This is a genomic window from Shewanella sp. AC91-MNA-CIBAN-0169 (assembly GCF_040310165.1).
GTDB lineage: Bacteria > Pseudomonadota > Gammaproteobacteria > Enterobacterales > Shewanellaceae > Shewanella.
The window spans coordinates 1-15,190 of sequence record NZ_JBEOPM010000032.1 but is presented as its reverse complement, the minus strand read 5'-3'; the positions used below and the strand labels follow the sequence as shown (position 1 = coordinate 15,190).

The following is a 15,190-nucleotide window of genomic DNA, read 5'->3' as shown; positions in this document are numbered from 1 at the left end:
TGAAAACTAATAGATCAAAAAAGCTGAAATACTGTCGTATTTCAGCTTAGTCACTCTACTTAGCAAGCAAGCCATAAAAACTGGCATAACTTGGTAATACGATAGTCGCAGGATGCTGTTTATCTTGCATGCCACTGAGTAACCCATGGCCCTCTAAGGTCGAAGATAAACCTAACGCTTTTAGGTCAAAGGTTTGTTGCATTGCTGACAAGTTAAACAGAACTAGCATCCGTTGTTGATCTTGACTGCGGATGAACGCTAATACATCAGGATGGCTATCAATAAACTGAATATCACCTTCAATCAGGATATGTTGCTGTTTACGCCACTGTAAAAAATGACGATAACTGTTCAGTATCGAATCTTGATCGGCTTCTTGTACATCTACGGCACTATTATTGTGTAACGGATCTATTGGTAGCCAAGGTGTTGCGTCACTAAAACCTGCATTAGGTGCTTCTTTTACCCAAGGCATTGGCGTGCGACATCCATCACGGCCTTTAAACATCGGCCAAAATGCTATGCCGAAGGGGTCTTGTAATTGATTAAACTCAATCGGTGCTTCCGTTAAGCCTAATTCTTCACCCTGATAACTACACACACTGCCGCGTAATGAAAACAACATCGCATTGAGCATTTTCACCATCGTTGGGTTAACACTATCTTTACCCCAACGTGATGCAACCCGCTTCACATCATGATTGCCGATAGCCCAACATGGCCAACCATCACCAATACTGGCTTCCAGTTCTTCAACAGTTTGGCGAATATAAGCCGCGCTAAAATCATCGGTTAACAACTCAAAACTGTAGGCCATGTGTAAACGGTCATCGCCTTGAGTGTATTCTGCCATCGTGGCAAGTGAATCTTCAGAAGACACTTCACCTAAGGTAACCGCGCCAGGGTAACGATTAATTAATGCGCGTAACTCTTCAATAAAGCCAACGGTTTGTGGACGAGTATTATTGTAGTAATGGTATTGGTAAGCATACGGGTTATCTTCACTGAAGCCACGGCCTTGACGCTTATCTTTTGGTTTAGCGGGGTTATCGCGTAATTGTTCATCGTGATAACAGAATGTAATCGCATCGAGACGGAAACCATCAACGCCTTTTTTAAGCCAAAATTCAACATTATCCAGCACAGCTTGACGAACCTGCGGACAATGGAAATTCAAATCTGGCTGACTTTTAAGAAAATTATGCAAATAGTATTGCTGACGGCGTGGTTCCCATTCCCATGCACAACCGCCAAAAATAGCGAGCCAATTGTTTGGCGCACTGCCATCATCTTTAGGATCGGCCCACACGTACCAGTCTGCTTTATCGTTATCACGGCTTTGACGACTTTGCTCGAACCAATCATGCTGATCTGAGGTGTGACTGAGTACTTGGTCAATCACCACTTTTATATTTAATTGATGGGCTTTCTCAATAAGTTGATCAAAGTCGGCCATGGTGCCAAACAGTGGGTCTATTTCAAGATAATCACTAATGTCGTAACCAAAGTCTTTCATCGGTGATTTGAAAAAAGGCGAAATCCAAATAGCATCAACGTTTAAACTGGCAATATAATCAAGTTTAGTAATGATGCCCTGTAAGTCGCCAACACCGTCACCATTAGAATCCATTAAACTGCGTGGATAGATTTGATATACCACTCCACCGCGCCACCAGGTTACCTGATCCATTGCTTCCCCTTAGAATTAAGCTAACCCCAAAATTACCTGTGAGTTACCTTGATGTTGCGGCTGGGTAACAGCTCGCTGTTGTTTTTCATTACCCCGAGGATACGTGAATAAGGAAATCAGGTTCAATACACCTGCATACGTATGCAAAGAATTAATTGACCTATCGCACTTACTGGAAACAATAAAAAAGCTATTAATACAATAGGTTAACTTACATAAATAGTATCCTTAAGTTGTTTCGAAATTGTAAAATTGAGCCGCTAATTCGTCACTAATAACGTTGAATACGTATGCATAATATTGTCGGCAAAACTGTACTGGGAGTAGTATCGTCACTGTTGCGCAACAATTTGGTCATAACTTCAGCACTTATGCAGTCACTTATAAAAGTTAATTAAGCATGCTGAGGGAAAAACACAATAAAGACTGTAACCAAAATTCAAAAGGACACTAACACTCGACCTGGACTTCAAGTTGTTAAGTATCCACTAAAGGGGAAAGATGAATGTTGCTATTTAAACCGAGCCTACTTACGCTAGCGTTAGTTGCTGCAGGTGCAAGCATGAGTGCTTACGCTGCTGATGACGTTAATACTACTGATACTGCCGAAGAAAATATTGAAGTGATTCAAGTCACTGGTATTCGTCGCAGCTTACAAGAATCACAATCACTAAAAATGTCTTCATCATCCATTGTTGAAGCCATTTCTGCCGAAGACATTGGTAAATTGCCTGATGTCAGTATTGCAGAATCACTCGCACGCTTACCCGGTGTATCAGCACAGCGTTTAGATGGACGTGCAAACGTTATCTCTATCCGTGGTTTAGGCCCAGACTTCACTACTGCGACATTAAACGGTCGCGAACAAGCCTCGGTTAACGATAACCGTGGTGTTGAGTTTGACCAATATCCTTCTGAATTATTAAATCGTGTTGTGGTGTACAAAACACCTGATGCGTCTGTCATGGCGCAGGCCATCGGCGGCACGGTAGATATGCAAACTATCAGCCCATTAACCCATGGTGAGCAAACTATTGCGATGTCGCTTCGTGGCGAAATGAATGATTTAGGATCACTTAACAGTGGTTCAAGTGACACCGGTTATCGTGGCAGCATTTCATACATCGACCAGTTTGCAGACGACACTATCGGTATTGCGTTAGGTTATGCCCGCATGATGTCACCCAACCAAGAAGAACGCTGGCAGGCATGGGGTTACCCAGAAAATGATGCCGGTGACAGTGTTTTAGGTGGCGCAAAACCATTTGTGCGCTCAAGTGAATTAGAACGTGATGGTGTATTAGCTGTATTTGAATACGCACCTAACGAAAAATTCACTTCAGTTGTTGACATTTACTATACAAAGTTCACTGATGACCAGCGTTTACGCGGTATTGAAATCCCTGCAGCTTGGGGTACTAACGGTGGAGTGACTGCGACAACTACCGAAGATGGTTTAGTGACACAAGGAACCATTAATGGTGCCGAAGTCGTTATCCGTAATGATGTCAACAAACGTGATGCTGAATCACTTTCAATTGGCTGGAATAACAAGTTCACCATTAATGATAACTGGCGCGTTGAAGCCGATATTGCTTTATCAAAAGTTGATCGTACCGACATTGGTATGGAAAGTTATACTGGTACAGGCCGTGGCACCGGTGTTGGTGCAGTTGATGACTTAGGCTTTGCTTACAACGGTAATGGTGGTTACAACTTTACTCATGACCTTAACTATGCAGACCCTAATGTCATCAAATTAGGTGACCCACTCGGTTGGGGTAGCCCACTTGGTGCCAATACTCAAGACGGTTTTATTAACAAGCCTGAAATTGAAGATGAGTTAAACTCGTTCCGTTTAAGCGCAGAATATGTGTTTGATGACGGTGCAGTGCGCAGCGTTGAGTTTGGTGTTAACCGCACTAATCGTGATAAAAGCAAACTTGATAAAGGTTATTACCTAACGTTAGCGGGCTATGACGGTTCTGATAACTACCTAGAATCTGTACCAGAGCAATATTTATTATCGCCAACCTCACTCGACTTTTTCGGCATGGGTGATGTGCTCAGTTATGATTCGTTAGCCTTTTACAATGCGGGCGGCTATACCGAAACAGACGTAGCAGATGTCGATTTATCCCGTGCGACTAACTCTTGGGACGTTTCAGAAGAAGTCTCAACTTTTTATGTTAAAACCAACTTAGAGTCTGAGCTATTCGGATTCCCACTAACCGGTAACATTGGTATACAGGCCGTTCATACTGATCAAAGCTCAAATGGCACTGTCGCGACAGTTGAAGATGATGCAGTTGTATTGACAGCACGCACAGCGGGCGATACCTACCTTGAATGGTTACCAAGCATGAACTTAGGCTTTGAAGTTGCCGATGGTCAAATGCTGCGTTTTGCCGCTGCACGTACGTTAACCCGCGCACGCATGGACAAAATGAATGCTAACGTAAACTTTAGCTACAACGAAAACCCAACTGACGGCGTAAACTGGTCCGGTGGTGCGGGTAATCCAGAACTACGTCCATGGTTAGCGCGTCAGTACGACATTAGCTACGAAAACTACTTTAGCGACCAAGGTTATTTCTCATTAGCTGTGTTCTATAAAGACTTAGAAAACTATGTATATGACCAACAAGCACCTTTTAACTTTGGAGAGTTGTTCCCAAATCGTGAAGGTAATCCAATTGGTTTAGCCTCACAACCACAAAATGGTGAAGGTGGTTATGTACAAGGTATAGAAGCGTCTTTGTCTCTCGACTTTGGCCTTTTTGCAGACCAACTAGAAGGTTTTGGTACTATCTTAAGTGGTTCGTACAACGACAGTGAAGTGAAAGAAACACCAGATAGCGATCCAACCACGTTACCTGGCCTTTCAGAAAAAACCTTCAATGCCACGGTTTACTATGAAAATGCTGGCTTCGAAGCACGTATTAGCTCACGTTACCGTAGTGACTTCTTAGGTGAAGTCACCGCAATCAGCTTGACTCGTGTCAACGTAAACGTAAAAGCTGAAACAGTTGTTGACGCCCAAATTGGTTATGACTTTACCGAAAGCGGTATCGATGCTCTTTACGGCTTATCGGTTCAATTCCAAGTAAACAACTTAACCAACGAGCCATTTACATCGTACACAGGTGAAGATGCACGTCACGTGCGTGATTATCAAAACTACGGTCGTAACTTTATGTTAGGCGCAAACTACAAGTTCTAATGGGCTTATAGAATGTACTAAACCGACAAAAAAGCCTCTGTAACCTATTACAGGGGCTTTTTTATATTATCGGATTCAGTAAAAATAAATCAAAAATAGTTAAAAAGGCGATAACAATGGATCAAACAATAATAAAAAACATTGTCATTGTAGGCGGCGGAACGTCGGGCTGGATGACCGCAGCGATGTTAGCCAAGTTGTTTAAAACACAACTTAACATCACCCTTATTGAGTCTGATACCATCGGCACTATAGGTGTGGGTGAAGCCACCATTCCGCCCCTGCAGATATTTAACAGCGTATTAGGCATTAGCGAGAAAGACTTTATTAAAGCAACTCAAGCCACCTTTAAATTGGGCATCGAGTTTGAAAACTGGCACCAACAAGGCGATGCTTATATGCACGCTTTTGGTAACATTGGTCGTGACTTAGGCTTTACCTCGTTTCATCATTATTGGCTCAGCGCACAAGCTAATTGTAGCCAACAAAATCAAAGTTCATTTAACGCTAATGACTTTTGGCAATACTCGCTTAATTATCAGGCCGCTAAACATAATAAATTCCAACCTATTCAAAGTATTGCTCAAGCGCAGATGAGTGGTATCACCCATGCCTATCATTTTGATGCCAGCTTATACGCCAACTTACTACGCCAATACAGCATACAACGTGGTGTTGTTCGGGTTGAAGGCACTATTACTAGCACTCAACTCACTAATGATGGCGCGATAGACAGTGTCACCTTACAAAATGGTGACTGCATTAATGGTGACTTATTTATTGATTGTTCGGGTTTTTCTGCTTTATTGATTGAAAAAGCATTAGGAATAGAATACGAAAACTGGCAGCATTGGCTCCCCTGTGACAGCGCATATGCCGTGCCTTGTGAAAGCACCTCTCCTGTCACGCCTTACACTAAAGCAACCGCCCACGATGCTGGTTGGCAATGGCGTATTCCACTGCAACATCGCACTGGTAATGGCATTGTGTATAGCAGTAAACATATGAGCGACGAGCAAGCTAAACAGCATTTATTAGCCAACCTAGACGGAAAACAGTTAGCCGAGCCGCGTAAAATCACCTTCACCACAGGCAGGCGCGTCAAGCAATGGCATAAAAACTGTGTTGCTATTGGGTTATCGAGCGGATTTTTAGAACCGTTAGAGTCCACCAGCTTACATTTAGTCCAATCGGCGATAATTCGTTTAACCAAATTATTTCCCCGAAACGGCATTCAAGCACAGCACATTGATGAGTTTAATCGCCAATCACAAACAGAGTTTGAGCAAATCCGCGACTTTATTATTTTGCACTATCATCTTAATGCTAAACAATCTGCCGACGGTGAACACGGTTTATGGCAGCAATGTCGCGACATGGACATTCCCGAAAGCTTACAACGTAAAATAGATTTATTTACCACCACGGCAACGGTTTTTCGGCATCAAGATGAACTCTTTACCGAAGCGGCCTGGATCCAGGTCATGTTAGGGCAAGGCATTATTCCTGCAGATTATCATCCACTTACCCAAGCGGTCACCCAAGTCGATTTAACCGACTACTTAACTAATATCCGTAAGGTCATTGCCAGCACGGTGAAGCAAATGCCGACCCATGAAACCTATATCGAAAAAATTTAAGTATTTGATAAAAAGTAATAATGAGTTAACAAAATAAAAATAAATTATATAAAACAGGACTAGTAATCATGTCATCACATTACTCACACCCAACGCCCCTAGGCCAACATCGCATCAGCAAGCTCGCATCACGTTTAGTATTAGGCTGTGCGCTCAGTGTCAGCTCCATGTCGGTGAATGCCGCACTTAACGTCGAGCCCATGTCATGGTGGGCGGGTATGCAACAACCTACGTTACAACTATTGATTGCTGGCGATAACATTCGCGACACCCAAGTGAAATTAATCAAGGCTGAAGGTGTCACACTCAGCAGCGTTGATAAAACCGACAGTAACGACCATTTATTTGTTAATTTGGACTTAAGCCAAGCTAAACCACAACAACTGACTTTGGGGGTATATAAAGACGACCAATTAGTTGAGCAATTTGATTATGAGCTGCAAACCCGTCAAAAAGGTTCACGCGATCGCCAAGGCTTTAGTAATAAAGATGTGATTTACTTAATCACTCCAGATCGTTTTGTTAACGGTAATTCCGACAATGATAACCACCCAGACATGCTTGAAAAAGCCGATAGAAGCTTTGATGGCGGCCGCCATGGTGGTGATATTATGGGGATCCGCAAAGCTCTGCCCTACTTGCATGATTTAGGTGTCACTCAATTGTGGATTAATCCACTGCTTGAAAATAACCAACAAAAATATTCTTACCACGGTTATTCCACCACAGATTTTTATAAAATAGACCCTCGTTTTGGTAGCAATCAAGAATACCAAGCCTTGGCAGAAGAAGCGCAAACCTTTGGCATTGGCATCATCCAAGATGTGGTTGTTAATCACATGGGCTCTGGTCATAAATGGATGAACAGTATGCCGAGTAACACTTGGATTAACGGTCAATCCCGTTGGGTGAAAGACCCTACAAATGTTAGCTATTCAAGCCATAGACGCACTACCGTACAAGATCCTTACTCTGTGAATGCAGACACGGTCGATTTTAGTGATGGATGGTTTGACGTCACTATGCCAGATCTCAATCAGCGCGATCCACACATGGCAACATACTTAATCCAAAATAGCATTTGGTGGGTTGAATATGCGGGGCTGAGCGGTATTCGTGAAGATACTTACTCTTATGCTGACAAAGATTTTCTAACAGCATGGTCAAAAGCCATTATGGATGAATACCCGCATTTTAATATTGTTGGTGAAGAATGGAGTAGTAACCCAGTGACGGTAAGCTACTGGCAAGCTGGTAAGGTAAATGCAGATGGTTATCAATCTTTTGCACCGAGCATGATGGATTTCCCCTTGTATGACACTCTTATAGCAAGCTTAACCAAAGAGGAAGATTGGGGAGCTGGATTTATCGATCTTTACCAAATGTTGGCTAACGATGTGGTGTATGCCAATCCAAGCCAGTTAGTGTTATTTGAAGGTAATCACGACACCAACCGTATTTACAGTTTAATGAAAAACGACATTGCACTGTACAAAATGGCCATGGCTTATGTACTGACCAGCAACCGAATCCCACAAATATTTTACGGCTCAGAAATAGTCATGCAAAGTCCTACAGAAGACCGTAACGACGGCGCTGTGCGCGCAGACTTCCCCGGTGGCTGGCCGCAAGACAGTGTCAATGTATTTACAGGTAAAGGGTTGAATGCACAACAAACCGAAGCACTTACCTTCGTACGTACATTATTAAATTACCGTAAAAACTCATTAGCGATTCAACAAGGTAAGTTGCAGCACTTTGTGCCCAAAGACGGTGTTTATGTCCAAAGCCGTCATCAGGGCGATGAAACCTTACTGATCATTTACAATAAAAACAGCCAGCCTATTGAACTTGATTTACAACGTTTCAAACCTGCGATTAATGACAACACTACTGGCGTTGATATTATCAACAAACAAACGTACTCATTATCTAAGCCGCTTACCTTGGCCAATAAAGGTGTCACGATTCTTAAACTGAGCCATTGATTTTTATCACAGATATGTATACTCGAATATGTAGAGTCGAATATTTAGAGTCGAATATTTAGACGTTGGAATTTACGCTCTAAAGTTTAGATACAGATACGTTCAGTTATTTGACATTAAGGAGTGGTTCTATGTTCTTCAATAGAATCACTCTCATAAAAACAATAAAAGAGAGACTCATGCGCCCCATCACTAAACCGTTAGTAAGCCAACTTCGCCTACCTTCACCGACCCCAAAGGCATTGGTACTAGCCTGTATACTGGGGTTAGGATTAAGCGCTTGCCAACCCAATACCGTTGAACAAACTGATACTGCTGTAAAAAACGATAACGAAAACGTATCAGTTACTCAAACAAGTCAAACTGCTGCAACAGGCAAACCTGTGGTATATCAAGTATTCACTCGTCTGTATGGCAACACCAATACTACCAACAAAGCTTGGGGAACTATTGCCGAAAATGGCGTAGGCAAATTCCGTGATTTTACCGATGTGGCATTACAAGATATTAAGTCCTTAGGCACCACTCACCTTTGGTATACCGGCGTACCGCATCATGCATTAGTCAATGACTATACATATTATGGCATTGGTAATGATGATCCTGATGTCGTCAAAGGCCGTGCGGGTTCACCTTATGCGGTAAAAGATTATTACAACGTTAATCCAGATTTAGCGGATAATCCAGCGACTCGATTAGCAGAATTCGAAGCATTAATCGACCGCACCCATGCCAATGGTATGCAAGTCATCATCGACATAGTGCCTAATCATGTCGCGCGCAATTATCATTCTATTTCAGCGCCAAAAGGCGAGCCAGACTTTGGTGCTAACGACGATAAAACTAACACCTATAGTAGACACAACAATTTCTATTATGTAGTCGGTGAAGACTTTCAAGTCCCACAAGCATCGGATGGTTATTTGCCATTAGGCGGCGAAACACATCCCCTCATAGACGGAAAGTTTGCCGAGTCACCGGCTAAATGGACCGGCAACGGTTCACGTTTAGCCAAGCCCGATGCCAACGATTGGTACGAAACCGTTAAAATAAATTATGGAGTCAAACCCGATGGTAGCCATGACTTCCCTGCTCTGCCAAAAGAATATGCAAACAAAAGCACCGCCGAGCATTTAGCCTTTTGGCAAACACAAGCGGCCGATAACATTCCCGATTCATGGCGTAAATTTGAGCACATTGCGCAATATTGGCTAGCCAAAGGCGTAGATGGTTTTCGCTACGACATGGCTGAAATGGTACCAGTAGAGTTTTGGAGCTACCTCAATAGCCACATTAAGCACACTAATCCAAATGCATTTATTCTGGCTGAGGTGTATAACCCCGATTTATACCGCGATTATATTCATTTAGGTAAAATGGATTACTTGTACGACAAAGTCGATTTATATGACACCTTAAAAGCCATTATTCAAGGTAAAGCTAGCACTGCAGCCATTGCGACAGTTCAAGCCAAAGTCAGTGACATCGATCAGCACATGCTGCATTTTTTAGAAAACCACGACGAACAACGCATCAACACCAACGAGTTTGCTGGCAATCCATTTAATGCCCTACCAGCGATGGTGGTGTCTACAACCTTAAGTCGCTCACCCACCTTGCTGTATTTTGGCCAAGATGTTGGCGAACAAGGCGCTGAAAATGCAGGCTTTGGCCAACCGACTCGCACCAGTATTTTTGATTATGTGGGCGTACCGGCTCATCAACGCTGGATGAACAACGGCAAGTTTGATGGCGGACAGTCCACAAGCGATGAAAAGACATTACGCGGTTATTATCAAACGTTATTAAACTTAAGCCACACTGCTACTGCGCTAAGCGGTGAGTACAGGGAACTCGATAGCCTACAACGCCAAAATAAGCTTAAAGGCTATGACGACAGCGTATTTGCTTTTAGCCGTTTTAACGAAGTACAGCAATTGATCATTGTCAGTAATTTCAGTCAAAGCCACAGCAAACAATTTACCCTTCAGTTGCCAAACACACTGATACAAACGTGGCAAATTAGCAGTAATAAAAAGCTGACAGATTTGCTGAAAAGTACCCCACAGAATCAACAACTCATTTTACACAAAGATGGCAGCGCCAGTGTTGATATTGAATTAGCCCCTTTGCAGTCTGTTATTCTTAACGTCGCCAATAAGGCATAAACTGATACTTATAATTGTTTAGTTTATGTAAAAAAGTATCTCATTAAAAAGCCACAGATATGCTTACCTGTGGCTTTTTTAAACGTTTATCGCTAACGCACAGACTAAATATTCGGCATCGTTTCAATTGCGCTTAAGGGCAATCCACAGGCCTGTTCGCGTAAAAAATCCATTCCAGACAAAAAGCCTGAAAACATTTTTAGCGCTATAAACTGACCCTCAACCGTAGTGATATAATTATCACCCTGCTTATTCAGTGCTCCAGCTGAAATTAAAAAACTCATTTCTAACGGGAATGCGTGCCACAAAGACTTGCCGGTATAGGCTTTACATTGTCGATTGTCCAGTAAGCCGCAGCCCATCATCATCATTAAATAATGCTGTGACAGTGCCTTGGTTTTTAATGGTTTGGTATAACAAGTGCCGCTATGTCCTGCTTTGATACGGTTAATGTAATCTGGGATATTAAAACTGGAAATTCTAAATTGCTCCCCAAAGCGGCCAAATGCGCCTGAACCGACACCGAAGCAGTCTTCACCATCTAATACATATTTATGTTCAACTGGCTGACCAAAATTACGGCTAAAGGTCCACGGAAACTCCATAATATAGTGTTCAGCTAACGCTTGTTTTACCGCTAAAAACTGTGGCCATAACGCTTCAGGTTCGCCAGCAAGGCAACCGGCTTTTTTGCGATTTTTACCAATGCCAATGGTTAACGGATAAGTGGTAATTTGATCTGGACGTAAACGAATGGTTTGAGCCAAGTCGTTCGCCACCGTCTGCGGTGTTTGCATGGTAAAGCCATACATCATATCTAGATTAACCGTAGGGATAATCTCGATAGCGCGGCTAACATACTCAGCTTGTTGTAAACCGCTGCCAAATTTTTCAAAACGACCAACCGCTTTTAAAATCTTATCGTCAAAGCTTTGTATTCCAATCGACATTCGGTCGACCAAACCGTTAAGCAAATGCGGCTGACCATTTTTAAAGTAAATAGGATCGCTTTCACAAGTGACTTCACGTACTGATGTTAATGACTTAATCAACTCTATTGTTTTGATCAGCTCATCTTCTAAAATAGTTGTGGTACCACCGCCGATATACACCCGATTAAAACGAAATCCTTTGGCAAGCACTTGGCGGATTTCTTGTCTCAGCGCCTTAAAGTATTCGCGGGCTACTGGTTCATTAAATTTAATTTTATGAAACGAGCAATAACGGCACAAGGTATGACAAAAAGGAATGTGGATATAAAGCGTTTCAATCGGCTTGTCTGGCACAATCAGCTGTTGTAATTCATCAAGTGCTACAGCATCTTGCAGATTTAATGAATGTCTTATGGTTTGGCCCATAACCCAGTCAAGGCTGCTTGTGGCAATATTCAACTTTGAGGACGAAAAGAATGTGTTCATGAGTTGGCCTTAGTCTTAGATACTGCCAATGGCATGAGTGTTTAAATCAGCAGGATGGGCTTCAGCCAATCCTGAGTATCTGCGTAAGTGTGCTATTTAACAGCGATTATTTGTGTGATATTAGATTGCGTGATTAGATTGCGTAATTAGAAAATCTATATTTATATGTATAACCACACCTTTACCTTTATCTACACAATACGAGCCTTCCTATTGTTAAAGTTTGATGTTGATCACATATTGAAATTCAAAGGTTCAAAGGGGATTGTGTGCTTAATTGGTGAAATGGATTTATCCGAGCCAGAAATCAACACTGAAGAGTTAGTGAGTGAAATTGAAGAGTGTATGGTAAATTATATTTACATTAGGCTTATCTAGAACCAACTAGTGCTAAGCCACATATTGTCATCTTGATTAATTTAGTGATTACAAATTTTATCTGCTGCAGTGGTAATACCGCCGTCACTGGGAATAAACTTACCTTTGCCCTCTAAAAACTCAATCAGCATCTCAGCGTCCATCTCTGTTGCAGAGCAAGTATGATAACGAGTATCTGCACCAAATGTAGTTTGCATCATCATTTTAAGTTCTTGTTTTGTTAACGCTGAGCCGTGGGTTAGCATCATTTGCATAACTTGATGGCCGTGAACTGATCCAGACATAGTATCTCCAATTAAAGATGTAATTTATTTGTACTTTATAACGTATTTTTTAGTTATAAATACCGATCTCACACACAAAATTTGATTCTGTATAATGGTTCAACAACAGGCCTTAGTTATAATGAAAAAGGATCACCATTCCAAGTGTCTTGGAGTGTCCGCCCTAAAGGGGTTAAAGTGAATGTTAGCACTGCGGGCAAGTGGTGTGTGGGTAACATTTTCAAGGAGAAAACGCTCTTGGTGTGAGAAACTTAGTCACTAACCCAGCGCTACTTGCAGAAATCAAGTAACTGCGATTCGCCGAACCTTAGCTGATGAAATGAGAAGTCACAGATAGCAGATCTGTGAACTTCTGGATTACATCTTGTAGATAACTGTCTATAATTATGGACTTTGCTATTTATTTGGCGGTGATTAAGGGGTTATGACTGTTACCGCAATTGCAGAATGATAATTGATGCTTTAGTTTTTAAGCAATTTTCGCATCGGAATGCAATCCAAACTAATTCCCCTTGGCGAATGATAAGTCGATACTTCATCACCAACAAAACCACAGGCACGGTAAAATGACGCTGCGTTCAGTGTAGATTCAAGTTGTAATAATTTCAGATCATTATCCAAGGCTAACTCTTCCAGAAAAACCAACATGAACTTTGCGACCCCTTGGCCAGAATGGTCAGGATCGACAAAAATAGCGTCTATCATGCCAGTTTCGAGATTAACTTTACCGCATCCGATAACACGATCCTTGAATACCGATACAAAGAAGTTCGCTACAATATCATTAATCAATGCTGCTGAAATGTCGCCTTGTGTCCATAGTGCCAACTGCGATGAACTATAAAAGCCGGTGCATTTTTCAATAATAGCTCGGTTTCTCATGCTGTAAATAGATTGAACGTCAGACTCTAGCGCTTTCCTGATTTTCATCATAAATGACCTTGAATTAGTGACCTCATGAATGTAATTTACGGGTTTGGTGACCAGCACCAATAATTGAATAAATCACACGTCTTCATTATCAATAACATAACGCTTAGCGCTTGTTTTAACAACTGTATTGCTCAATAGCACTAGTCTGTGCCATCTAAAACTCAACCATTAGATTAATCGCGTTACAGCCAAGCTCAAAACTGCAATAATAATGCTATGCGCAGTAACTGATTGATTATTCGACTACGTTATCCGCTTCATGTTTAATTTACCTCTAATAGGATTTCCCCATGCGCGCTTTTGTAGTTCGAGCCAGAGCAGCTCCCGTTGATAGCCAACAATTTTTGGCAGGTATTGGTCAATCGGCCCACACTGAAATTTTAGCTCACACTTTGATGAATACCATTTTTGTCGCCCAATCACATCGCGACGATGTAGTGGTGTATTTAGTGTTAGAAAGCACCCTCGATTTTTCTCGCACCATCTGTTTCCGTTCAAGTGAGTTAGGTCATATTGGCGGCTTCCATGAGCAAAACTTAACCCATAAAATTGCTAAAGCTTTAACGACATCTAAAGGCATGGCGAAAGAACAGTTACGTGAAGTTGAAGCAGGTATCACAGTGCGCACTGTTAGCTTTGAAAAACTGGTGCAAGAGTTAGCGGAAGATTATCAGCTGTATATGTTAGAGAAAAAAGGTACACCTGTACGTGATATAGAGTTTGCAGCTAACCCGTGTTTTTTACTGACCGATCACATCCCTATGCCTAAGAAGAGCTTTAATAGCCTTAAACGCCTGGGTACCCAGCACATAAACTTGGGGCCCAAAATGTTGTTTGCATCACAATGCGTGGTGTTAATACACAATGAATTAGACATGAGAATGTAATAAATATGACCATGATAATTACGTGGTCAATTGTTTACGTTCATCAATGTCATACTTATTTCCTGAAATATAGATCTATATCTTTATGATATTCGATTAAGCCCTAATTCAACTCCGAAGTGCGACACTCGCCAAATTAAGCGGCTAATGGTTTAAATCAACAGCAATCGCTTTTATTTACTTCGTTAAATTATTGATCTAAGAATCAGTTTAAATTTGAATGTTTTTCACATAACTCACAAGCTATTTGACCCACTATTATCATCATGATCACATGTTCTTTTTAAGTACATTGCATAAGTATTTTTGTTTCGCTAGTTACTTCAATGTTCTCACTAAAAACCTAGGTATTTCTGCAGGGAAAGATCATGAATGTTTTTTAGTCAGTTATTAATAAGGTAATTGACCTGCAGATCTGTCTGTGACCTTATGCTCTTTTTTGAGGCGTATAAATGAATATTGAAAGCATCCAAAACACTTCAGCACCATCGTAATAATCACCAGGGTAATCCCCCCTAAAAATAGTAGATTTCAAAAGTAGAATTTTCTCGTAATATATACGCAGGGAGATTCTGCATGAA

Annotated in this window: 9 protein-coding genes and 1 pseudogene; 6 read left to right on the top strand and 4 right to left on the bottom strand. The window is 41.6% G+C overall.

The genetic code is table 11. The features are described from left to right. Positions 1-55: 55 nt before the first annotated feature. Positions 56-1,690, bottom strand: a complete 1,635-nt coding sequence (locus AAEY98_RS19905; protein WP_351019087.1) for an alpha-glucosidase family protein — start codon at positions 1,688-1,690, stop codon at positions 56-58. Between the two features lie 505 nt (positions 1,691-2,195). Between AAEY98_RS19905 and AAEY98_RS19900 the strand changes: the two genes are divergently transcribed. The 4 genes from AAEY98_RS19900 to AAEY98_RS19885 all read left to right on the top strand — a co-directional run bounded on the left by AAEY98_RS19900 (position 2,196) and on the right by AAEY98_RS19885 (position 10,709). After that, a complete protein-coding gene (locus tag AAEY98_RS19900; protein ID WP_192116063.1) occupies positions 2,196-4,913 on the top strand; it encodes a TonB-dependent receptor in 2,718 nt (905 codons plus the stop codon). 116 nt (positions 4,914-5,029) lie between these two features. Then, positions 5,030-6,553, top strand: coding sequence for a tryptophan halogenase family protein (locus AAEY98_RS19895; protein ID WP_351019084.1), 1,524 nt, complete (start codon positions 5,030-5,032; stop codon positions 6,551-6,553). A gap of 68 nt (positions 6,554-6,621) precedes the next feature. Next, positions 6,622-8,541 (top strand): glycoside hydrolase family 13 protein, encoded by a 1,920-nt coding sequence (locus tag AAEY98_RS19890; protein WP_351019081.1) that lies wholly within the window; start codon positions 6,622-6,624, stop codon positions 8,539-8,541. A 179-nt stretch (positions 8,542-8,720) separates the two neighbouring features. Then, positions 8,721-10,709 (top strand): alpha-amylase family protein, encoded by a 1,989-nt coding sequence (locus AAEY98_RS19885; protein WP_351019079.1) that lies wholly within the window; start codon positions 8,721-8,723, stop codon positions 10,707-10,709. Between the two features lie 104 nt (positions 10,710-10,813). On the opposite strand, the gene AAEY98_RS19880 is transcribed toward AAEY98_RS19885, so the two are convergent. Next, entirely contained in the window at positions 10,814-12,127 is a 1,314-nt protein-coding gene (locus AAEY98_RS19880; protein WP_162022954.1) for a coproporphyrinogen III oxidase family protein, read from the bottom strand. 419 nt (positions 12,128-12,546) lie between these two features. Then, positions 12,547-12,789 carry a YecH family metal-binding protein gene (locus AAEY98_RS19875; protein WP_182743654.1) on the bottom strand — a complete coding sequence of 81 codons (243 nt, stop codon included), beginning with the start codon at positions 12,787-12,789 and terminating at the stop codon, positions 12,547-12,549. Between the two features lie 90 nt (positions 12,790-12,879). On the opposite strand from AAEY98_RS19875, the pseudogene AAEY98_RS19870 reads away from it, so the two are divergent. Continuing rightward, positions 12,880-13,079: pseudogene (locus tag AAEY98_RS19870) on the top strand (delta-class carbonic anhydrase); the annotation flags it as partial. A gap of 172 nt (positions 13,080-13,251) precedes the next feature. Here the strand turns inward: AAEY98_RS19870 and AAEY98_RS19865 are convergent. Next, positions 13,252-13,722 (bottom strand): GNAT family N-acetyltransferase, encoded by a 471-nt coding sequence (locus tag AAEY98_RS19865; protein WP_182743655.1) that lies wholly within the window; start codon positions 13,720-13,722, stop codon positions 13,252-13,254. 290 nt (positions 13,723-14,012) lie between these two features. Between AAEY98_RS19865 and trmY the strand changes: the two genes are divergently transcribed. Next, a complete protein-coding gene (gene trmY, locus AAEY98_RS19860) occupies positions 14,013-14,609 on the top strand; it encodes a tRNA (pseudouridine(54)-N(1))-methyltransferase TrmY (protein WP_192116069.1) in 597 nt (198 codons plus the stop codon). Positions 14,610-15,190: the final 581 nt, after the last annotated feature.